Genomic DNA, 21,219 nt, shown 5'->3' on the forward strand with positions numbered 1-21,219 from the left:
CGCTCGTCTGTTTGCATAACCGCCCAAGAACAAAGGCCAGCGTCGTCCCCACGATGCTGGCCTTTGTGCGTGCAAGTACGTATAACCTCGCCGATTCGTCTACCCTCACGTAGCGCCGTAATTCAGCTCTTCACACTTTTTGACGCTCACGAAACGGAGAATTCCATGCTCAAACAAACCCTGGCACTGACCGCCGGCCTGGCCCTGTCCTTTTCTGCATTCATGGCCCAGGCCGCCGACGTTTTGCGCGTCAGCGCGATTCCTGATGAAGCGCCGACCGAACTGCTGCGCAAGTTCGAACCGCTGGGTGCTTATCTGGAACAGCAACTGGGCATGAAGGTGCAGTTCGTACCGGTGGCTGATTACCCGGCGGTGGTTGAAGCACTGGCCACCGATCGTCTCGACATGGCCTGGCTCGGCGGTTTCACCTTTGTGCAGGCGCGCTTGAAAACCGATGCAACGACGCCGGTGATTCCGTTGGTTCAGCGCGAGCAGGACGCGCAGTTCACCAGCAAATTCATCACCGCCGACCCGAATGTACATAGCCTCGCCGACCTGAAAGGCAAGACCTTCGCTTTCGGTTCGGTGTCGTCCACCTCCGGCAGCCTGATGCCGCGTTACTTCATGCTGAAAAACGACAACATCAAACCTGAAGCCTATTTCAGCCGTGTCGCCTACTCCGGCGCCCACGACGCCACCGTGGCCTGGGTGCAGGCCGGCAAGGTCGACGCCGGTGTGCTGAACGCCAGCGTCTGGCAGAAACTGGTGGATGCCGGCAAGGTCGACACCAACAAGGTCAAAGTCTTCGCCACCACCCCGACCTACTTCGATTACAACTGGACCGTGCGCGGAACCCTCGACCCGGCGCTGGCAGCGAAGATCAAAAAAGCCTTCCTCGATCTGGACCCGGCCAACCCTGAACAGAAGAAGATCCTTGATCTGCAGGCCGCCAGTCGCTTCATCGACACCAAGCCTGAAAATTACAAGGGCATCGAGGAAGCCGCCCGCGCTGCCGAACTGCTGAAATGACCCTGAGCCTCAACCAGGGCAGCCTGCGCCACGCCAATGGAGTCGACGCCCTGCGCGCTATCGATTTGCAGATTGGCGTCGGCGAACAGGTCGCCATCATTGGCCCGTCCGGGGCCGGTAAATCGAGTTTGCTCAACCTGCTGGCCACCGCACTGCGGCCCAGCAGCGGTGAGATCGAAGTGCTGGGCGAACTCGCCTGGCACTTGTCGGCCCGCCAGCGCCAACGCCTGCGCGCCCGCATTGGTCTGGTGCATCAGGCACCGCCGTTGCCGCCGCGTCAGCGCGTGGTCACGGCGGTGCTGGCCGGCAAGCTCGGCCAATGGAATCTGGGTAAAAGTCTTGTGAACCTGTTGCATCCACTGGATGTGGCGGGTGCGCGCGCGGCGTTGGCGCGGCTGGATCTGGGCGACAAATTGTTCGCCCACTGCCAGCAATTATCTGGCGGCCAGTTGCAACGTGTTGGCATTGCCCGCGTGTTGTATCAGGCGCCGGAGATTCTGCTGGCTGATGAACCGGTGTCGGCGATGGATCCGGTGATGGCCGGGCACACCCTGTCGATCCTTTCGCGCCATGCTCGCGAACATAACGTCACGCTGGTGGCGAGCCTGCACGCGGTCGATCTGGCGCTGTCGTACTTCCCACGAATCATCGGTCTGCGCGACGGGCAGATTCTGTTCGACAGCCCCTCCGGGCAAGTCAGCCATGAAATGCTCGATGCGCTGTACGCCAACGAAAAACTGCAATCGCCGGCCGCTGCGGTGGCGCCATTGACTGTGCAGATTCCACGATGCTGAAAGCCGATTCACGCGATCCTGCGGCAGGGCCACGGCTGTTGCTGACGTTGCTGGCGATAGCCTTGCTGTGGCCGGGCATTCAGCTCAGTGAATTGAATCTGGGCGTGTTGCTGCCCGACAGCCAGAATGAAATGGGCCGTTTTGTCTCGCAATTCTGGCCACCTGCGCACGACGAAGCGTTTTTACAGTTATTGTTGAAAGCCACCCTGCAGACCCTCGCTATCGCCACCGCTGGCATGGCATTGGCGCTGTTATTGGCAATACCGGCCGGCCTGATCGCTAGCCGGGCGCTGTCGCTATCCGCCGCCTCACGCGGTGGCGTGCCAAGCCGACTGGGGCGTCTGTTGCGCTGGCCGGTGCGCGGGATGTTGATTTTTCTGCGCAGCGTGCCGGAAATCGTCTGGGCGCTGTTGTTTGTACGCGCCGTGGGCCTCGGTCCCGCAGCGGGTGTGCTGGCCATCGCCATTACCTACAGCGGCATGCTCGGCAAGGTTTACGCGGAGATTTTCGAGTCCACCGATCAGCGCCCGGCGCACGCGCTGTTGCAGGCCGGCAGTGGCCGACTGGCGGCGTTCGCTTACGGTACGTTGCCCAATGTTGCGGGGGAACTGCTCTCCTACACGGTTTATCGCTGGGAATGCGCGATCCGCGCGTCGGTGGTGATGGGATTTGTCGGCGCCGGAGGCTTGGGGCAGCAGATCGACCTGTCCATTCGCATGTTCGCCGGCGGTGAAGTCGCGAGTATTCTGCTGTGCTTTCTGATTCTGGTCCTGGCCGCCGATCAACTCAGCCGCTTGCTGCGCTGGAGGCTGACATGAATCGCCTGATCAACCTGCTGCTGATTGCCGGCATCGCGCTGGCTGTCATCGCCTCGTTTGCCTATCTGGGTCTGGATCTCGGCGAACTCGGCAGCGCCACCAGTCTCAAGCAGATGGGCGCCTATGTGCAGCGTTTTCTTAGCCCGGACCTGAGCGCGGATTACCTCAAGGCCATCTTCCACGGTTCGCTGGAAACGTTGGCGATGTCGGCGCTCGGCACGCTACTCGCGGCGGTGTTCGGCATCGTCCTTGCGTTGCCAGCCGCCGGGCGTTTTGGCTGGCCGCTGCAAAGTGCTTCGCGTCTGCTGCTCAATGCCTTGCGGGCGATTCCGGAACTGGTCTGGGCCGCACTGATGGTGCTCGCCGCCGGGCTCGGGCCGAACGCCGGCACCCTCGCCCTCGCCCTGCACACCACTGGCGTACTTGGGCGGTTGTTCGCCGAAGCGCTGGAAAACACCCCGCCGCAACCCGCCGATGCGATTCGTTTGCAGGGCGGCAATCCGCTCCTCGCGTTCTGCTACGGCACCTTGCCGAATCTCGCGCCGCAACTGCTGGCCTACATTCTGTACCGCTGGGAAAACAACATCCGCATGGCCAGTGTGCTGGGTTTTGTCGGCGCTGGCGGGCTTGGGCAAATGCTCTATGTAAGCCTCAGCCTGTTTCAGGAAGCCCAGGCCAGCACGGTGATTCTGGCGATGCTGGTGCTGGTGTTTGTGGTCGACTGGTTGAGTGCCTGGAGCCGCCAGCGCTGGGTGAAGGCGTAGTGTGCGGGCCGGCGGGTGGATATCTGGCAAAAGCTGATTATGCTTCAGGAAACCTCGCAGCCATGCGAGGCGGTCAGACTGTGCAAGTTTCACGCGAGAGCAGTTGCGGCATTTGCCACAAGGCCAGAGTGCGATAAGCAGTAACGGGGGACTCCGGCCCAAAACAATAAGCACGACGGAGAACACCCATGGCCACAATCGACACAGCTTCCACCGGCAGTCCACCGCGCAGCGGCGGCATCACCAAGGAGGAGCGCAAGGTTATCTTCGCCTCTTCCTTGGGTACGGTTTTCGAGTGGTACGACTTTTACCTCTACGGTTCACTGGCGGCGATCATCGCCAAGCACTTCTTCGCCGGCGTCAACGAAACCACCGCGTTCATTTTTGCCCTGCTCGCCTTTGCCGCCGGCTTCGCGGTGCGGCCATTCGGGGCGATCGTATTCGGCCGGCTCGGCGACATGATCGGGCGCAAGCACACCTTCCTCATCACCATTGTCATCATGGGCGTCTCGACGGCGATTGTCGGTCTGTTGCCCGGCTACGCAACCATCGGCGTCGCCGCACCGGTCATTCTGATTACCTTGCGCTTGCTGCAAGGTCTGGCGCTGGGTGGCGAGTACGGCGGTGCAGCGACGTATGTGGCCGAGCACGCACCCCGCAACAGACGCGGCTTCTTCACTTCATGGATTCAAACCACTGCGACCCTCGGCCTGTTTCTGTCGCTGCTGGTGATCCTCGCCTGCCGCACCGCGCTGGGCACTGAAGCCTTCGAAGCGTGGGGCTGGCGGATTCCGTTTCTGCTGTCGATCCTGTTGCTGATCGTCTCGGTGTACATCCGCCTGCAACTGAGCGAGTCACCGGTGTTCCAGAAAATGAAGGCCGAAGGCAAGGCGTCAAAAGCGCCGCTGACCGAGTCTTTCGCACGCTGGGACAACCTGAAAGTGGTGATCATGTCGCTGCTCGGCGGCACGGCTGGGCAAGCGGTGGTCTGGTACACCGGGCAGTTCTATGCGCTGTTTTTCTTGCTGCAGACGCTGAAGATCGACCCGCAGACCGCCAACCTGTTGATCGCCGGTTCGCTGCTGATCGGCACGCCGTTCTTCGTGATTTTCGGGAGTCTTTCTGACCGTATCGGGCGCAAGCCGATCATCATGGTCGGCTGCATTCTGGCGGCGCTGACCTACTTTCCGATCTTCCATGCGCTGACCCAATACGGTAACCCCGATGTGTTCATCGCCCAGGAGAAGAACCCGGTCAAAGTGATCGCCAACCCTGACCAGTGCTCGTTCCAGTTCGACCCGGTGGGCAAGGCCAAATTCACCAGTTCCTGCGACCTGGCGAAGACCCTGCTGGCAAAACGGGCGATCCCTTATGAGAACGTGATCGCCGAACCGGGCACCGTCGCCCAAGTGCGCATCGGTGACAAAGTCGTCGAGAGTTTCGAAGGCAGCGCCCTGCCTGCCGCTGACTTCAAGACGCGCAACGATGCGTTCACCGCGACCCTCGGCAGCGCGCTCAAGGAGGCCGGTTATCCGGAGAAAGCCGATCCGGCGAAAACCAATTACCCGATGGTGCTGCTCCTGCTGACCGTACTGGTGATCTACGTGACTATGGTCTATGGCCCTATTGCGGCGTGGCTGGTGGAGCTGTTCCCGACCCGCATCCGCTACACCTCGATGTCGCTGCCGTATCACATCGGCAACGGCTGGTTTGGCGGTTTCCTGCCGACGGTAGCGTTCGCCATGGTTGCCGCGACCGGAGACATCTATTACGGCTTGTGGTATCCGATCGTGATTGCCGTGATGACGGCGGTACTGGGCACGTTCTTCCTGCCGGAAACCAAGGATCGCGACATTCTCAAGGACTGAAAACCGTCAGTGCGCCCTCTCCGCCGCGGGAGGGCGCCATTCGGCAAAAATATCGAACGCCTGCCGCACTGCCTGCCTCCAATGTTTACATCACTGGAGGTCACCCACATGAACAGCGACGAAAAAACCTCGAACGCCCCGCCAACCGACACGTCCGGCAAACCGGTGAACGTAGTCGAACGCGATCTTGAAGACAGGGACGATGACACCGAAGCCGTGGATGAGGTCATCACGCCCTCTTCCACCCGAGTAAAGGAGCAGGACGCCGAGACGCTGCAGCGCAAGATCGATGAGATCGAACGCAAAGTGGCCGATGGTAATTAGTGGTTTTGCAGACGATCGCGACAGTCTGCTGGATCTACCCCCCTCACCCCAGCCCTCTCCCCCAGGGGCGAGGGGGAAAGGGAGCCGATGTGTGGGCTCTTCAAATCTTGCGTTCAATTCGGTATTTCAAGTCTGTGTCATTTGCATGAACACCTCGATCAGTCCCCTCTCCCCCAAGGGCGAGGGGGAAAGGGAGTCGATTTGTGCGCTTTTCAAATCTTGCGTTCAACTCGGTATTTCAAGTCGGCGTAACTTGCGCGAGCAACGCGGTCAGTCCCCTCTCCCTCTGGGAGAGGGCTAGGGTGAGGGCTTCTTCGCCGGGTTGAGTTTCACGGCTGCACATATCTGCTCCCAATCGGCTGTCAGTGTGGCCAGCGTCAAGGCGTTGCCCAGCGCTGCGCCGCTGGCGGTGTTGTCGAATATGCACCAGGTCGCAGCACCTGCTGCGGCCGCTGATTGCAGAGCTTGTGCGAGGTCTAGCAGATAAGTTGAATCGTAGGTGCTGTGGTAAATGCGTGGTGAGCCGTGCAGGCGCCAATACTGAGTTCTCGTCCAGCCGCTTGGCGAAACATCACGACTGATGCGCGAAGGATCGACTGCTGCTTGTGCGATCTGATGAGTCAGTAACATCGACTCGGCGCTGACCCACGATTCATGCCTTGGCTCGAGCACCACTGCGCCGGAGAACCGTTCGCGCAACGTCGTGAAAAAGGCGTCGGCGCTGGCTTCTTCGAACACCAGCGATGGCGGCAATTGCACCAATAAGCATCCAAGGTGCTCGCCCAACCCACCGCACTCAGCCAGAAACTTGTCCAGCGCCGCCTCGCAACCCGCCAGGCGTAATTCATGGGTGATGTGTTTGGGCATTTTCACCGAAAAACGGAAGGCCTCCGGTACGCCATCGGCCCAACGCTCATAGGTTTGTCGACGGTGCGGGCGGTAGAACGAGCTGTTGATTTCCACGCAGTTGAGGCGCGCGGCGTAGCGCTGTAAATGCGTGCCCTCTACGGGAAATGCCGGCCAGTGTTCGCGCCCCAGACTCCAGCCTGCACAGCCAATGAAAATCAAAAACACACCTCCTCACCTGTAGGCGCAGATCGTTAGGTGATCGTTCCCTCGTTCCGCGTGGGAATGCAGCCCGTGACGCTCCGCGTCACTGCACGCAGAGCGTCCCTAGAGGCATTCCCACGAAGAGCGTGGGAACGATCAAACCTGTGTGCTAATCGGTTATTTTTTACCGGGCAACACCGCGCCAAGTACTTGCTTGGCGGTTTGCACGATCACCCCGGCCTCATCCGGATCGCCCTTGAGCAGCGTCGTGGCGAACTTCTTCGCCTGTTCAAGTTTGATGTGCGGTGGCAACGGCGGCACGTTCGGGTCGGTCTTGAACTCGATCACCACCGGCACTTCCGAGGCCAGAGCCTTTTCCCAGGCAGCGGCGACGTCTTCTTCGCGATCGACAAAAATGCCTTTCAGGCCGATGGAAATGGCAAACAAGTGATAAGGCACGTCCGGGATACTTTGCGAAGCTTCGAACTTCGGATCCCCCTCCATCACCCGCTGTTCCCACGTGACTTGATTGAGGTCCTCGTTGTTGAACACTGCACAGATCCATTTCGGACTCGCCCATTGCCGCCAGTATTTGGCGACGGTGATCAGCTCGGCCATGTTGTTCATCTGCATCGCGCCATCGCCTACCAGCGCAATTACCGAGCGCTCGGGATAAGCAAACTTGGCGGCAATCGCATAAGGCACAGCGGCGCCCATGGACGCGAGGCCACCGGACAATGAGCACTGCATGCCACGGCGGATTTTCAGATCGCGGGCGAACCAGTTGGCGCATGAGCCGGAGTCGCTGGTGATGATTGCCTCATCGGGCAGGCGCGGCGACAGCTCATACACCACCCTTTGCGGGTTGACCGGGTCGGCTTTGGCCATCGCACGTTTTTCCAGGGTTTTCTCCCAGCTGCCGCGCCAGCCTTCGACCTTCTTGCGCCACTTGTTGGAGGTTTTCTGCTCGAGCAATGGCAATAACGCGGCGAGGGTTTCTGCCGAGTCGCCAACCAGATTGACCTCCATCGGATAGCGCAGGCTGAGCATGTCGGGCTGCAAATCGATCTGCACGCCTCGCGCCTGACCTTCCTTGGGTAGGAACTCCGAATACGGAAAGCCCGAGCCAATCATCAGCAAGGTGTCGCATTCGCTCATCAGTTTGTAGCTGGGTTCGGTGCCAAGCAGGCCGATGCTGCCGGTGACCCAAGGCAAATCGTCCGGCAACGCGGCTTTGCCCAACAGGGCCTTGGCCACGCCGGCACCGAGTTTTTCCGCCACCGCGATGACTTGATCCGTCGCCTGCAAAGCACCTGCGCCGACCAGAATCGCGACCTTTTCGCCCGCGTTCAAAACGTCGGCGGCACGCTGCAGATCCACGTCATAAGGCAGCACTTTGGGTTTCGTGTAACCGACACCGGAATGCGGGGTGCCATGGACGCGCGCCGGCGCTTCGTATTTCAGCTCCTGCAAATCGTTGGGCAGAATGAGCGCGGTCACCCGACGCTCACCCACTGCCGTGCGCACCGCCCGATCGAGCAGATGCCGCACCTGTGAAGGTGCCGAAGCCTGCTGCACAAATGCTCCCGCGACGTCTTTGAACATCGACACCAGATCAAGCTCTTGCTGGTAGTGACTCCCCAGCGCCGTGCGCGCCTGCTGACCGACGATGGCCAGCACCGGCATATGATCCATGCGCGCGTCATAGAGGCCGGTGATCAGATGCGAGGCGCCCGGGCCGGAAGTGGCGATGCACACGCCCAGCTCTCCGGTGAATTTGGCGTGCGCCGAGGCCATGAACGCGGCCATTTCTTCATGCCGCGCCTGAACAAATTCGATTTTGCCCTTGGCCCGACTGAGCGCGCCAAACACGCCGTTGATGCCGTCACCCGGATAACCGAAAATCCGCGTAACGCCCCATTGGCTGAGCCGCTCAACCAGAAAATCTCCCACTGTCAGCGTCATTTCAATCCTCGCTTTTCACCGATGCATCGATCTGTCCCGGCGAACATCCGCCGGCAGCTGTATGGGTCTGGACAGTTGGTTTGTTGGCGAAGTTTCGATTGATTTCCCCGCAAAGAAATTTGTTTTTCGAGGTTTAGGGTGTGAAACCTGTTCTGTGGCGGATCGCCTTTTATCAGTTGCTCTACGCGTTTTTCTGAGGCAAGTGCGCGCCCTGGCTGTCCACCCTTTAACGGTTGAATCGGCGGCGAGCCATTCGCGAGCAGGCTCGCTTCCACAGGGGATCGCTGCCTGAATGTGGGAGCGAGCCTGCTCGCGAAGGCGCCAGAACAGTCAATCAAGACGCCAAATGAGGAGAACAGCATGCTCACGCCCGTACAAACCCTGCTGCTGGAACGCAACGACTGGGTGCCGAACAATCCGCGCCTGCCGGTGTTGATCTATCCGCAAGCGCTTGATCTGCAGGGCAGCGATCCTGCGGCCCTGTTCGAGCAAACCTTCAGTGCCAACGGCTGGCCGCCGCAATGGCGCTATGGGGTGTATGACTTCCATCACTATCACACTGAAGGCCATGAAGTGCTGGGCATTGCGACGGGCCATGCGCAACTCATGCTGGGCGGGCCCGACGGGCATGTTGTGCAGGTCAGAGCCGGTGATGCCTTGCTGCTGCCCGCTGGCGTCGGCCATTGCAACCTGAGTTGCAGCGACGATTTTCTGGTGGTCGGTGCCTATCCACCGGGCCAGCGCGGCGATATCTGTCGCGAGGCACCCAGCGGCGAGCAACTGCAAAAAATCGCGACGTTGACGTTTGCGCAGACCGATCCGGTGCAGGGAACGCAGGGTGCTGTCGGGCAATATTGGCGCGGATAACCTTCAACGATGCGCGTGCACCGTCCACGCCACCAGTTTGATCACGATCGGTCTCACCACAAGAATGCACAGGAACGCGACGGGCATCGCCAGTTTGTAGGCGTGCAAGGCATTACTCAGATAGTTGTTATCAATCCCGGAGTTGGCGGCGGTGATGACCAGCGACATCAGAAACGCCATGATCGTTGCCATGTACAACGCAAACACATACGGCGTCGCACGCGAAGATAGCTTACGGCGCCTGATAATCAAGGCTTCGGTGCTTGTTGATTGATTCATATGGCTTTTCCATCCATTGACAGGGAGCCCGCACGTTAACAAAGCCGATCTGACGCAACTAGACGCTCAACCGCAGGTACTTTATAAAGCAGAGCTTACGAATCAACCTTCAACGGAACATGGATGAATCTGTTAGCAGCGATTGCCTGTTTTATCAAAGTGGTGGAGTCGGGCTCGATTGTCGGCGCCGCCAGGATTCTGGGCGTCAGTGCAGCAGCGGTGAGCCAGACGATCAACCGACTGGAGGTGCACCTCGGCGTTCGCCTGCTAAAACGCACCACACGCCGCATGGCGGCGACCGAAAACGGCGCGGTGTATTACGAGAAAGTCCGGCGCATTGCCGCGGATCTGGAAGCTGCGCAAAGCTCGATCAGCTGCGATGAAACCGAGTTGCAGGGCCGTTTGAGCATCGCCTCGACTTCGGCGTTCGGCCGGCATGTGCTGGCGTCACTGATCGCCGGTTTCGCCGCTCTGCATCCGCGCCTGCGCATCGAACTGTCTACCACCAATGGCAAGATCAACCACATCCACGATGACATCGATTTGAGCCTGCGGATCAAGCCGCAACTGGAAGACGGCATCGTGGCGCGCAAGATCGTTTCATTGCCCTTCATCATGTGCGCCGCACCGGCCTACCTTCAGCGCGCCGGTCGCCCGCATTCACCCGACGACCTGCAAAACCACGCATGCCTGGCCTTTCGTTACCCACTGGACGGGCGTTTCCTGCGCTGGAGTTTTGTTCGTGACGGCGAGCGTTTCGACGCCACTATCAACGCCACCACCATCAGTGATGACATTGATGCGCTGGCGCAAATGGCTGTCCACGGCGCCGGGATCACCCGACTGGCGGAGTTTGTCGCAGCGCCTTACCTGGCGAGCGGGCAACTGGTGCCGCTGTTTGCACACGGCGATGTCGCAGGTTCCGCTGTCGAGCCGATGGACATCTATGCCTGTGTGCAGGAACGCGCAGCGATGACGCCCAAAGTCAAAGCCTTCCTGGATTATCTGACGGCGCATCTGGCCACGCGCTGGCCGCTGGAAAATGTTTATAACGAGGGGCCCAAAGAGACTCGCTGAAGCGCGCGAAATCAGTCAAAGTCCGCCTCGCCCATCGGCCCATCACGGAAGATAACAACAATGATGAAAACACTCGGTGCACTGCTTCTGCTCTGCTTGAGCACCCATGCATTCGCTGACACACAAATTGTCGGTTTCCAGTACGCCACGCTGGCGGATCCGCGCAACGAGCGCCCCCTGGAAATGGTCGTCTGGTACCCAGGCTCGACCACCACCGCGACGCCACAGTTATTCGGTGACAACCCGGTATTCGTCGGCGCCCCGGCGGTGCTCGATGCCCCTGCTGCCAGCGGCGAGCATCCCTTGGTGGTGCTTTCCCATGGCAACGGCGGAAGCTGGATCAACCAGACGTGGCTGGCCAGTGCGCTGGCCCGTCAGGGTTACATCGTCGCGGCGGTCAACCATCCTGGCACCACCAGCCGCGACCGAAGCCCGCAAGCCGCCGCGCAGTTGTGGCAGCGCCCCGTTGACCTCAGCCGCGCCATCGATGCGGTGACGGCGCAACCGGAAAAATTCGGCGCGGTGGCCAAGGCTCGAATTGCCGTCGTCGGCCACTCTCTGGGCGGCTGGACGGTACTCGAAACCGGCGGCGCGCGCTTCGACCCCGAGCGTTTTGCCGAAGATTGCAAAATTCATCCGCAACTGGCCAGTTGCACTGCGTACGAACAGATGAACACTGCAAACACTGCGCAATCGAAAGCCCGGCTGGCGGCCGACTTGCGGGACAAGCGCGTGACTGCCGTGGTTTCGCTGGACCTCGGTCTGTCGCGCGGGATGACCGATGCCAGTCTCGCGGCATACCCCGTGCCGATTCTGGTGATCGCTGCCGGCGTCCCGTCGAAAGAACTGCCCGCGCAGCTGGAATCCGTCGACCTCGCCAAACGCCTGCCAAAAACGTCATCGCGCTACGTCGAGATCAGCGACGCCAGCCATTTCACCTTCATGGCCATCTGCAAACCTGGCGCCGTGGCGATGCTCGACCAAGACGTGCCGGGCGACAGCATCATCTGCACCGATGGCGAGGGCGGCCGTCCGCGCGCGCAGATCCAGGAGCAAGTGATTGCGCTGATCACCGGGTTTCTGGCACAGCCATCTGGCAGCCTGAAACAAGTCATCACTTACAAGGACTCCCAATAACAATGCTGACGCCCTCCCCTCAAATCTTCCGGGGCAGTTGCCTGTGCGGTGCCGTGAAATACCAGATCCGTTCACGGCCCAAAGCGCTTTCGCACTGTCACTGCAGCCAATGCCGCAAAAGCCATGGTGCGGCGTTTGCCAGCTATGGCAGCGTGCTGCGCCAGAACCTGGAATTGCTGGAGGGCGCCGACCAGATCAAGGCCTATCAGTCTTCTGAGTCGGTGCAGCGCCAGTTCTGCACGCACTGCGGCTCGTCGCTGTTCTGGGCCAGCAAACAGGGTGACTACAGCGACTGGATTTCGGTGGCGCTGGGCACGCTGGACACGACCTTCACCACGGAAAAACAGCAACACGTGGAAGTGACGTCGAAGGCGCCGTGGTTTGAAATCAAGGATCAATGGCCGCAGCGCTAAGGCTGACATTGGAAATGATTACACCCTTTGGAAAATAAAGATCAGATGAACCTCTCAAAAAAAATAGCGTTCCCCGCGGTGATACTGGCCGCAATCATCGTCATCGCGCTGCAGGTGCTGCTCTACGACGCCGAAATAACCATGGCTCAGGCATCATTGGGCAGTGTGCCGATTCAATTGATAACGGAAATATTCATCACCGTCGCCATTCACCTGTTTGTCATCCTGATGGTCCCGATGCTCTTGATCGCGTATAGGAAGTACGTCACAGCCTATGCGGTGCTCGCCCTGTCTCTGTCTGCCTACGTGCAGTTCACCACAGGGCTGGGCTTGCTCGGCGCTACCGTCGCGCTTATCGCCTTTTCGACCGTGCTTATTTATGGCTACAAACAAGCGCGCGAATGGCTTCGCTTCAGGCGTGCGAAGTGAACACAGATCGTTGTGCGGCAACTTCGCACGAACCCTGTGCGCGCAGGTTCAATCCTTCTGCTTAACTGGTTCGTTGCAGTTCTTCTATCAGGAGGCCAGCAATGAAACCGGTAAAACTCACTGCCATGTTTGTGGCTGCCAGCCTGCTCGGCTGCGCGGGTTCTTCAAACCCTGGCACCAACGTAGCGTTGACTGCCACCCGGCAAAACAGCGGGCAAATCGGCAATGTCACGCTCGCCGACTGGGGCAAGGACACCGGATTCAGTTTCTTCATCAGTGGCGCACCCAACGGCGCCTCGCTGCCGTTGCGTCTGTACGCATTCGTTTATCAGGGCAGTTGCGCGCAGCCGGGGCCGGTGGCGTACGCGATGAACGACAAGGTCACCACCGAGCGTCAACCGGTACGCGGCTGGACCTTTTCACGCAGCGCCCCGGTCAGCCTGTCGACGTTATTGACGGGCGAGTACGCCATCGTGGTGCGGACCGCCGCGACCGATGGCAACGTCGATATTTTTTGCGGTGATATCCGTCAGGCGGACAAGATGAATGACACAGTGGATCAAGCGCGAATCAAATCACCGTCGAGTTGAGGACGACTTGCGCCGCGCCGTTGGTATTATCAGCGAGGTACTTTTTCCACTTGCCAAGATTGAGGCCCCTTACATGAGCAAAGCGCCCTACGTTCCGCCCCAGGTCTGGAAAAACGAAGCCCCGTCCGGCGGCCAGTTCGCCAGCATCAATCGGCCGATTGCCGGGCCGACCCATGACAAGACCCTGCCGGTCGGCAAACAACCTTTGCAGCTCTACTCGCTGGCCACGCCCAACGGCGTCAAGGTGACGATTCTGTTGGAAGAGCTGTTGGCGCTAGGGCACAGCGCCGCCGAGTACGATGCGTGGCTGATCCGCATTGGTGAAGGCGATCAGTTCTCCAGCGGTTTTGTCGAAATCAACCCGAACTCGAAAATTCCGGCGCTGCTCGATCGCAGCGTTGAGCCGCCGATCCGCGTGTTCGAGTCGGGTTCGATCCTGCTGTATCTGGCGGAAAAATTCGGTGCGTTCCTGCCGAAAGATCCTGCTGGCCGCACCGAAACGTTGAACTGGCTGTTCTGGCAAATGGGCGCAGCGCCTTATCTGGGCGGTGGTTTCGGACATTTCTATGCCTATGCGCCGGAGAAAATGGAGTACCCGATCAACCGCTTCACCATGGAAGCCAAGCGGCAACTGGACGTGCTCGATCGGCGTCTGGCTGAAAGCGCCTATCTGGCCGGCGACAGCTACACCATCGCCGATATCGCGGTCTGGCCGTGGTACGGACAATTGGTGCGCAACAATGTTTACTCGGCGGCCGAGTTTCTCGCCGCTCACGAATACACGCATGTGCAGCGTTGGGCCGAAGACATTGCCCAGCGGCCGGCGGTCATTCGCGGGCAACGCGTCAATCGCACCTGGGGCGATGAGGCGACTCAGGTGCCCGAGCGGCATCAGGCCGAAGATCTGGACTGACCACTCTTGGCGTCACGCTCAGCCGCTGAGCGTGCTCCACCGACAACTATGACAAGCCGCGCATGCTGGCCGCCAAATAAAAGTTCTGAGTCGTTGACGATCGATTGCGTAACAAAAACCAAGGGCGCCCGGAAAATCCGCGGCGCCCTTGCTTTTTCTACCGGCCGCATTAGTCATGCACAGCAATAACAGATAGTCTCTGAGCGAACTCATCACGAAGCATCGCCCCATGACCAACCCGGCCTTTGCACCCGACATCGAAGCCATCCGCAGCATTGACGCGGTGCCGGTCATCCTCAGCATGGTCAAACACCTCACCGGCATGCGTTTCGCCGCGGTGGCGCGGGTCACCGAGAAGAATTGGGTGGCATGCGCTGTCGATGACTCGATTGATTTCGGGCTCAAGCCCGGTGGTGAACTGGTGCTCGAATCGACCATCTGCCATGAGATCCGCCAGCACCAGCAGCCGGTGATCTTCGGTCATGCCAGTACGCACCCGCTCTTCTCCCGGCATCACACGCCGAAAACCTATGGGCTGGAAAGCTACATCTCCATCCCCATTGTCAAAGCCAACGGCGAATTCTTCGGCACCCTGTGCGCCATCGACTCCGTGCCGGCCAATCTCGACGAACCGGCCATCGCCAAGACACTGACCCTGTTCGCCCAACTGATCGCCATGAGCCTCGACACGCAAGGCCGCCTGGAAGCGACCAGACTCGAACTCAACAACGCCAACGAACTCGGGCGCCTGCGTGAGCAGTTCATCGCGGTACTCGGGCACGACCTGCGCACACCGCTGAGCGCGGTGCGCATGAGCGCTGACTTGCTGGAAAGCAAAACCGAGGACAAACGTTCACTCAACCTGATTGCGGCGATTCGCAATAGCTCGATGCGCATGGGCGTATTGATCGAAAACATCCTCGACTTCGCCCGAGGACGACTGGGTGGCGGAATTCCGGTGCAGCGCAAGTTGGTGGATGACCTGCAGCACACCCTGCAATTGACCCTTGCCGAGGTTCAGGCGTCCCATCCGCAGGGGAATTTCATCCATGAACTGGATGTGCCGGCGGGCGTCTATTGCGATGCGCTGCGCATCAGCCAATTGCTCTCCAACCTGCTTGGCAATGCGGCGACCCATGGCTCGAACCGCGCGCCAATCGTCCTCAAAGCCTATGCGGAAAACGACGAGATCGTGATTTCCCTGACCAATCAGGGCACACCGATTTCGGCGCAACTGATGCCACTGCTGTTCGAACCGTTCTCCCGGGCCGAAGCCGGGCAGCGTTGCGAGGGTTTGGGGCTGGGGTTGTATATCGCCGCGCAGATAGCGATGGCGCACAACGGCACCTTGAGCGTTACTTCAAGCGCCGAGTCGGGAACCTGCTTCGTGGCGAGATTCCCGGCCCGGTTCAAATGGGTTTAAGCCGCCTGCCGCCGCATCGTCAGAATCGCCGCGCCAAACCCGATAAACGTAGACCCGACCACCCGGCTGACCCAACGCGACAGCGCCGGACGGGTCAACACGCCCTTGGCCCGCGAAGCCAGCGCGGCATAAACGCTCAGTGACGACACCGACAACGCCATGAAGATCGAAGTCAGGATCAGAAACTGCGGGAGCAGCGCAGCGCCCTGATCAATGAACTGCGGGAACAGCGCGGTAAAAAACATCGTCGCCTTGGGGTTAGTCACCGCCGTCAGGAACGCCGATTTGTACAACTTGCCGCGAGTCGGCTGCAACTTGCTCGCCTCTCCTTCGACTCCCTCCGGCAGCATCGGACCCTTTTTGAACAGCTGCTTGACGCCGAGGTAGAACAAATACCCGGCGCCGATGATCTTCACCGCATTGAACAGCAGCTCAGAACTGGCCAACAACGCCCCCAACCCCAACATCGCCGCCGCCGACAGACAGAACAACCCGCTGGCGTTGCCCAAGCATGACCAGATCGTGCTGCGCTGCCCGTGAGCCAGACTGTTATTGATCGCCATCAACGTCGCAGGGCCCGGACTGGCAATGGCAATCGCCGCAACCACAGTGAAGGTCAAAATCGAGTGAGAATCCATGTTCATTGCTCGCCAGAGTGAAGAGGCCGCATGTTACAGCAACCTGCGCGATAGCCCAGATCAAAAGCCCCTCACCCTAGCCCTCTCCCGGAGGGAGAGGGAACTGACCGAGGTGATTGTGAGACATGCACCGACGTGGAATACCGGGCCGTACTCGAATACTGAAGCAGAACAAAAACCCCTCACCCTGGCTCTCTCCCGGAGGGAGAGGGAACTGACCGCGGTGACTGTGAGACATGCGCCGACGTGAGATTCCGAGCCGTATTCAAATACTGAAGCAGATCAAAAGCCCCTCACCCTGGCCCTCTCCCGGAGGGAGAAGGAACTGACCGCGGTGACTGTGAGACATACGCCGACGTGGAATACCGAGCCGTACTCGAATACGGAATCAGATCAACAGCCCCTCACCCTAGCCCTCTCCCGGAGGGAGAGGGAACTGATCGAGGTGATTGTGAGACATGCGCCGACGTGGAATACCGGGCCGTACTCGAATACTGAAGCAGAACAAAAGCCCCTCACCCTAGCCCTCTCCCGGAAGGTGAGGGAACTGATCGAGGTGATTGTGAGACATGCACCAACGTGGAATACCGGGCCGTACTCGAATACTGAAGCAGAACAAAAGCCCCTCACCCTGGCCCTCTCCCGGAGGGTGAGGGAACTGACCGAGGTAATTGTGAGACATGCACCGACGTGGAATACCGGGCCGTACTCGAATACTGAAGCAGATCAACAGCCCCTCACCCTGGCTCTCTCCTGGAGGGTGAGGGAACTGATCGAGGTGATTGTGAGACATGCACCGACGTGGAATACCGGGCCGTACTCGAATACTGAAGCAGAACAAAAACCCCTCACCCTGGCTCTCTCCCGGAGGGAGAGGGAACTGATCGAGGTGATTGTGAGACATGCACCGACGTGAGATTCCGAGCCGAACTCAGGCTTTGAATATCACGCAAATCGGCTCCCTCTCCCTCGGGAGAGGGCTGGGGTGAGGGGCAGTTCCAACACAAATCAAAAGCCGACCCCTGTGCTTTTCACCACTCAACAGGATGAGCGTTAGCTCGGCTGCAGCTCTTGATCTTGCCGTGCTGGCCCCTTCGGCAGGCTGAGTGGAGGGATTTATCCGGGAGTGGGAGCGCAGCGACCGTTTGGCGAAGCCAAATGCATCGAGAGGAGGTGCAGCGAAGCAAACCGTAGGCGATGCCCCCGGATAGATCTCGGAGCGAAGGAACCCCGAGCCTCAGCGAGGGGCCGAACGCCGGGGCCCAGACCTTTGGTTCCTTTGGGGCGTTTGCCAAAGGGACTCGCTGTAAAAGCGAAACCGCCAGAGGCAGCACCCGAAGCAACGGATATACACCCAAAACCCCAAGAGCCTGGTCGGCCCAAAGGCCGCCAAGAACCAAAAAAAAAGCCCCGCAACCACAAAAGGCGCGAGGCAAAGAATTGGTTGGTTGCGGCCAACCAAAGGAGCTCAGTCAAATACGTACAAAAGCCAAAATCAGATGCAATCCTGCGCAGCCCGCTCAAAACTCGAAGGCAAAAGATTCGAAGCCAACAAATGCCGCTCGTAGATAAACACCTTGCCGCCATTGCCAGCCTTGTAAGCCTCCAGCACGTTGTCAGCAGAAATCTTGCTCGGCACCACAATCCGGTAACTACGCTGAGTCTGCGACACCGTCGGATTCAGCGCACTGCCCTGCAACTTCGGCACAACACAGTCAGCGTATTGCGCAGGGGTCTTGCTGGTCTGCAAAGTCAGGCTCGGGTTGTTCGGCGCCGAAGCGCAACCAGCGAGCAATAAAGAAGCAACAGCCATGGCAGGCACGAATAAAAGACGCATCGGTAAAATCCTGAAAATAAAGGTTCGGTTCAACCGGCAACGGTTCAGCCTCACGGAGCCGCCGTTGCCATTTATGTTTTAAGTGTTCAGCTCGACGCTACCAACGCCTTGAGCGACACATCGAATTGCTTCAAGGCATTGAGTTGCAAGTCACGCTGCCTGTCGATCTGCGCAGCAATGGCCGGTGCCGCCTGGTTATGCACCCACACCGAAGGCAACTGTTTCTCGACGGCGCCTTCAGCCTTGCCGATGTATTGCAGGTCGGCGTCATAGAAGCGTGCGGTGAACCGTGCTTCGACCAGGCTGTTACGTTGGGTCAATAGCCGATTGAACGTGTCGAGCTTCACCACCACGTCCGGATGAGCCTGCACCAGCGCATCGAGGTTGTCGTAAACAGTCACCGACAAGAACTGCTGTTGCAGCGAACTCACCAGCCAGTCGATGGCCAGCTCCGGATCGGAACTGCCGACAAAGGCTTCGCGAATCCGCGAGTCGAGCGCATCTTTCGCGCCGTTGACCGCCATGTCGTGGTAACGCTCAAGGTATTGCAGGTTGTCCAGAGTGTTCTCGCTGAGCAACACACCGACGGTCTGCGAATGCTGCAAGGTCGTACTGCTACCGGTGAGGCTCTGCAAGTGACACGACCCAGCGTCGGCTGCGTACGTCGGGGCTGTAAACAGTGCGCCACCTGTCAGCAGGGCGACCAAAGCCAGTCGGGTCAGAGTGTTCATCGCGCAGATTCCTTGAGCGGCGTGTTCGATGGAGGCAATTTTCCGCCGATTGCCGACAAAGCAGAACTTGCGTTTCTTGATGGTCACTATTACTTCTAGCAATAGTTGCGCGACTGCAGACTGATACACACTCAATACAACTAGAAAAAGACTAATGAGGAACCTTCCTTGAGAACGTTTGACCTGATCCGAGACGCCGTTTTGCCCGACTTCCGCGAGCGCGTGGCCGAGTACCTCGTACAGTACGAAAGCGTGTTGCTGGACAAAAAAATCAACGACCCGCAGCTCATCACCGACACCGCCAATCAGTTGCGCGGTTATCTGCACGGGCTCAACACCACCCGCGTGCTGGGGATGGCCGAATGGGAAGAGGTGGATCGTCGGGTCGTCGACACCTGGCTCGCGTCCGGGCAATGATCGATCGGCGCAGTGGCTGCGGTGGCCGCTAACGCCCGCGCCCTCCCCGCTGCCAGTGGTCTGCGCGGCAACACGACCTCTGCGAAAAAGTCGCCCGAACGCTTACAATCGCCGGTCTAACTGCCAATCAGACAGGCTCATCAAGAAATGCCGCTCGACCCACCTACGATGTTGACCATTTCCATCGCCCTCGCAGCCGCCGCCGCGCTGTATCTGGCGATCGAGTGGCGCAGCATTCGTGAGCCTTCGCTACTGTTCTGGAGCGCCGGTTTCGCCACCATCACCGTCGGCTCCACCCTGGCCCTGCTGCGCAGCAGCGGCTTTTTGCTGATCGGCATCTGGTTCGCCAACGGCCTGCTGGTGACCGCGCATTTCCTGTTCCTGCTCGGCGTGGCGCGCTTCACCCAGATACGGCTGTCGCCGGCCTGGTACCTGATCTTCGTCACCTGGCTGGTCATGCTGTTGCTGCCAGACGGGCCGTTGTGGTCGAAGGTCATGCTGGCGGCCAATTCGCTGCTGGTGGCGCTAGCGACCCTCAAGGCCAGCTCGCTGCTGCGTCCCCATGGCAAATCGTTGAGCGTCGGCGCGGTGCAGCTGCGTTACGTGCTGCTTGGTCACGGAATTTTCTACGTGGCCAAAGCCCTGACGGTGGTGATTCCCGGCACGCTGATCGATCTGGCGGCGTTTCGTGGCGAAATCATTCAGATTTCCCTGGTCGAAGGCGCGATGGCGATCATGTTGATCGCCCTGTCGATGACCGGCACCGAACGGTATCGCCGGGAAAAACAGATCGCCCGCCTTGCCGAGCGTGATCCGCTGACGGCTCTGTACAACCGCCGGGCCCTGGAAAAACGTGCACCGCGCTTGTTGGAACATGTTTCGCCGCAACATCCCGGCGCCTTGCTGCTGATCGATATCGACAATTTCAAACTGGTCAACGACCAGTATGGCCACACTGCCGGTGATCGTTTGTTGATCGCCTTGAGCGAGATGATCCGCTCGGTGTTGCCGCGCAATGCGCTGACGGCGCGCCTGGGCGGTGACGAGTTTGTCATCCTGCTCAGCAGCGCATCGAGTGAGCGCGTCATGGAACTGGGCAACGCACTGCGCGAGCAGTTTCTGAGCACCACCTCACAGACATTTCCCACCACAGCCGCCGTGACCCTGAGCATCGGCGCCAGCCTGTTCGACAAACCGCCTGCCAACCTGACGGCTCTGATCGAACAAGGCGACGCCGCCCTCTATGAATCCAAACGCGGCGGGCGCAATCGCCTGCGCCTGACCGGGCTCACCATCCCAGGATAATAAAAACCATGTCCAGCCTCGACACTCCTCTGCAAGACCTCGCCGCCCCCGAAGGCGTTTGCTACGGCTGCGGCGGCCGAAATCCGCACGGCCTGCACGTCAAAAGCCATTGGCACGAAGATGGTGTGCACGTTATTGCCGAACACCTGCCGGAGGCCAAATATTGCGGCTGGCCGGACCTGGTCTACGGCGGCCTGCTTGCGATGCTGGTCGACTGCCATTCCAACTGGACGGCCATGGCCTACCACTACCGCGCAGAAAACCGCGAACCCGGCAGCCTGCCGCGCATCGACTGCGTCACCGGCAACCTCGGCATCAAGTTCATCAAGCCGACACCGATGGGTGTGCCGCTGGTTTTGCGGGCGAAGGTCGAGGGTGACGTCGGGCGCAAGACGCGGGTGATTTGCGAGGTGTATGCGGGGGAAGTGCTGACGGCGGTGGGTGATTCGGTGTTTGTGCGGGTCGATACCGGGCTATTGGCGGATTCGGCGCATGGGCGGAAAAGCCAAAGCCCCTCACCCTAGCCCTCTCCCAGAGGGAGAGGGGACTGA

24 protein-coding genes are annotated in these 21,219 nt (G+C 59.7%); 18 read left to right on the plus strand and 6 right to left on the minus strand.

Going from position 1 to position 21,219, the window contains the following annotated elements:
• Positions 1–165: 165 nt before the first annotated feature.
• The 6 genes from ACZZ0G_RS28435 (at position 166) to ACZZ0G_RS28460 (ending at position 5,597) form a co-directional block, all read left to right on the plus strand.
• Positions 166–1,029 carry a putative selenate ABC transporter substrate-binding protein gene (locus ACZZ0G_RS28435; protein WP_397480969.1) on the plus strand — a complete coding sequence of 288 codons (864 nt, stop codon included), beginning with the start codon at positions 166–168 and terminating at the stop codon, positions 1,027–1,029.
• A complete protein-coding gene (locus ACZZ0G_RS28440; protein WP_463558492.1) occupies positions 1,026–1,823 on the plus strand; it encodes a phosphonate ABC transporter ATP-binding protein in 798 nt (265 codons plus the stop codon). The genes ACZZ0G_RS28435 and ACZZ0G_RS28440 overlap by 4 nt, the downstream gene beginning before the upstream one ends.
• Positions 1,817–2,641 (plus strand): PhnE/PtxC family ABC transporter permease, encoded by an 825-nt coding sequence (locus ACZZ0G_RS28445; protein WP_463558493.1) that lies wholly within the window; start codon positions 1,817–1,819, stop codon positions 2,639–2,641. The genes ACZZ0G_RS28440 and ACZZ0G_RS28445 overlap by 7 nt, the downstream gene beginning before the upstream one ends.
• Complete coding sequence (phnE, locus tag ACZZ0G_RS28450) at positions 2,638–3,405, plus strand: phosphonate ABC transporter, permease protein PhnE (RefSeq protein WP_463558494.1); 768 nt, start codon at positions 2,638–2,640, stop codon at positions 3,403–3,405. The genes ACZZ0G_RS28445 and phnE overlap by 4 nt, the downstream gene beginning before the upstream one ends.
• 188 nt (positions 3,406–3,593) lie before the next feature.
• Complete coding sequence (locus tag ACZZ0G_RS28455) at positions 3,594–5,273, plus strand: MFS transporter (protein ID WP_463558495.1); 1,680 nt, start codon at positions 3,594–3,596, stop codon at positions 5,271–5,273.
• A 108-nt stretch (positions 5,274–5,381) separates the two neighbouring features.
• Positions 5,382–5,597, plus strand: coding sequence for a hypothetical protein (locus ACZZ0G_RS28460; RefSeq protein WP_463558496.1), 216 nt, complete (start codon positions 5,382–5,384; stop codon positions 5,595–5,597).
• A gap of 297 nt (positions 5,598–5,894) precedes the next feature.
• On the opposite strand, the gene ACZZ0G_RS28465 is transcribed toward ACZZ0G_RS28460, so the two are convergent.
• Together ACZZ0G_RS28465 and ACZZ0G_RS28470 are read right to left on the minus strand one after the other, a co-directional pair.
• A complete protein-coding gene (locus tag ACZZ0G_RS28465; protein ID WP_463558913.1) occupies positions 5,895–6,665 on the minus strand; it encodes a DUF72 domain-containing protein in 771 nt (256 codons plus the stop codon).
• Between the two features lie 159 nt (positions 6,666–6,824).
• Complete coding sequence (locus ACZZ0G_RS28470) at positions 6,825–8,612, minus strand: thiamine pyrophosphate-requiring protein (RefSeq protein ID WP_463558497.1); 1,788 nt, start codon at positions 8,610–8,612, stop codon at positions 6,825–6,827.
• 360 nt (positions 8,613–8,972) lie between these two features.
• On the opposite strand from ACZZ0G_RS28470, the gene ACZZ0G_RS28475 reads away from it, so the two are divergent.
• Entirely contained in the window at positions 8,973–9,479 is a 507-nt protein-coding gene (locus ACZZ0G_RS28475; RefSeq protein WP_463558498.1) for a cupin, read from the plus strand.
• A 3-nt stretch (positions 9,480–9,482) separates the two neighbouring features.
• Here the strand turns inward: ACZZ0G_RS28475 and ACZZ0G_RS28480 are convergent, their stop codons facing one another.
• Positions 9,483–9,758, minus strand: coding sequence for a DUF2798 domain-containing protein (locus ACZZ0G_RS28480; RefSeq protein WP_463558499.1), 276 nt, complete (start codon positions 9,756–9,758; stop codon positions 9,483–9,485).
• Between the two features lie 123 nt (positions 9,759–9,881).
• Here ACZZ0G_RS28480 and ACZZ0G_RS28485 point away from each other — a divergent pair, with 123 nt between their 5' ends.
• The 7 genes from ACZZ0G_RS28485 (at position 9,882) to ACZZ0G_RS28515 (ending at position 15,740) form a co-directional block, all read left to right on the plus strand.
• Positions 9,882–10,835 (plus strand): LysR family transcriptional regulator, encoded by a 954-nt coding sequence (locus tag ACZZ0G_RS28485; protein WP_463558500.1) that lies wholly within the window; start codon positions 9,882–9,884, stop codon positions 10,833–10,835.
• Positions 10,836–10,895: 60 nt separating this feature from the next.
• The gene (locus ACZZ0G_RS28490; RefSeq protein WP_463558501.1) at positions 10,896–11,972 is read left to right on the plus strand and encodes an alpha/beta hydrolase family protein; all 1,077 of its coding nucleotides are present in this window, start codon (positions 10,896–10,898) and stop codon (positions 11,970–11,972) included.
• A 2-nt stretch (positions 11,973–11,974) separates the two neighbouring features.
• Positions 11,975–12,385, plus strand: a complete 411-nt coding sequence (locus ACZZ0G_RS28495) for a GFA family protein (RefSeq protein WP_463558502.1) — start codon at positions 11,975–11,977, stop codon at positions 12,383–12,385.
• A gap of 27 nt (positions 12,386–12,412) precedes the next feature.
• A complete protein-coding gene (locus tag ACZZ0G_RS28500; RefSeq protein ID WP_463558503.1) occupies positions 12,413–12,814 on the plus strand; it encodes a hypothetical protein in 402 nt (133 codons plus the stop codon).
• Between the two features lie 101 nt (positions 12,815–12,915).
• A complete protein-coding gene (locus ACZZ0G_RS28505; protein WP_463558504.1) occupies positions 12,916–13,404 on the plus strand; it encodes a hypothetical protein in 489 nt (162 codons plus the stop codon).
• Between the two features lie 73 nt (positions 13,405–13,477).
• The gene (gene yghU / locus ACZZ0G_RS28510) at positions 13,478–14,317 is read left to right on the plus strand and encodes a glutathione-dependent disulfide-bond oxidoreductase (RefSeq protein WP_463558505.1); all 840 of its coding nucleotides are present in this window, start codon (positions 13,478–13,480) and stop codon (positions 14,315–14,317) included.
• 229 nt (positions 14,318–14,546) lie between these two features.
• Positions 14,547–15,740: a GAF domain-containing sensor histidine kinase gene (locus ACZZ0G_RS28515; RefSeq protein WP_463558506.1), complete on the plus strand. Its 1,194-nt coding sequence runs from the start codon at positions 14,547–14,549 to the stop codon at positions 15,738–15,740.
• On the opposite strand, the gene ACZZ0G_RS28520 is transcribed toward ACZZ0G_RS28515, so the two are convergent.
• Positions 15,737–16,378, minus strand: coding sequence for a LysE family translocator (locus tag ACZZ0G_RS28520; protein ID WP_463558507.1), 642 nt, complete (start codon positions 16,376–16,378; stop codon positions 15,737–15,739). The two genes, ACZZ0G_RS28515 and ACZZ0G_RS28520, sit on opposite strands and share 4 nt — an antisense overlap.
• 334 nt (positions 16,379–16,712) lie before the next feature.
• Between ACZZ0G_RS28520 and ACZZ0G_RS28525 the strand changes: the two genes are divergently transcribed.
• Positions 16,713–17,294: a hypothetical protein gene (locus ACZZ0G_RS28525; RefSeq protein WP_463558508.1), complete on the plus strand. Its 582-nt coding sequence runs from the start codon at positions 16,713–16,715 to the stop codon at positions 17,292–17,294.
• Between the two features lie 579 nt (positions 17,295–17,873).
• Here the strand turns inward: ACZZ0G_RS28525 and ACZZ0G_RS28530 are convergent.
• Together ACZZ0G_RS28530 and ACZZ0G_RS28535 are read right to left on the minus strand one after the other, a co-directional pair.
• Complete coding sequence (locus ACZZ0G_RS28530) at positions 17,874–18,215, minus strand: hypothetical protein (RefSeq protein WP_463396470.1); 342 nt, start codon at positions 18,213–18,215, stop codon at positions 17,874–17,876.
• Positions 18,216–18,301: 86 nt separating this feature from the next.
• Positions 18,302–18,946 (minus strand): ATPase, encoded by a 645-nt coding sequence (locus ACZZ0G_RS28535; RefSeq protein ID WP_463558509.1) that lies wholly within the window; start codon positions 18,944–18,946, stop codon positions 18,302–18,304.
• Positions 18,947–19,114: 168 nt separating this feature from the next.
• Between ACZZ0G_RS28535 and ACZZ0G_RS28540 the strand changes: the two genes are divergently transcribed.
• The 3 genes from ACZZ0G_RS28540 to ACZZ0G_RS28550 all read left to right on the plus strand — a co-directional run bounded on the left by ACZZ0G_RS28540 (position 19,115) and on the right by ACZZ0G_RS28550 (position 21,192).
• Complete coding sequence (locus ACZZ0G_RS28540; protein ID WP_463558510.1) at positions 19,115–19,363, plus strand: hypothetical protein; 249 nt, start codon at positions 19,115–19,117, stop codon at positions 19,361–19,363.
• A gap of 147 nt (positions 19,364–19,510) precedes the next feature.
• Positions 19,511–20,668 carry a GGDEF domain-containing protein gene (locus ACZZ0G_RS28545; protein ID WP_463558511.1) on the plus strand — a complete coding sequence of 386 codons (1,158 nt, stop codon included), beginning with the start codon at positions 19,511–19,513 and terminating at the stop codon, positions 20,666–20,668.
• A gap of 8 nt (positions 20,669–20,676) precedes the next feature.
• Complete coding sequence (locus ACZZ0G_RS28550) at positions 20,677–21,192, plus strand: PaaI family thioesterase (RefSeq protein ID WP_463558512.1); 516 nt, start codon at positions 20,677–20,679, stop codon at positions 21,190–21,192.
• Positions 21,193–21,219: the final 27 nt, after the last annotated feature.

The sequence above is a fragment of the Pseudomonas sp. AC169 genome (genome assembly GCF_979258515.1).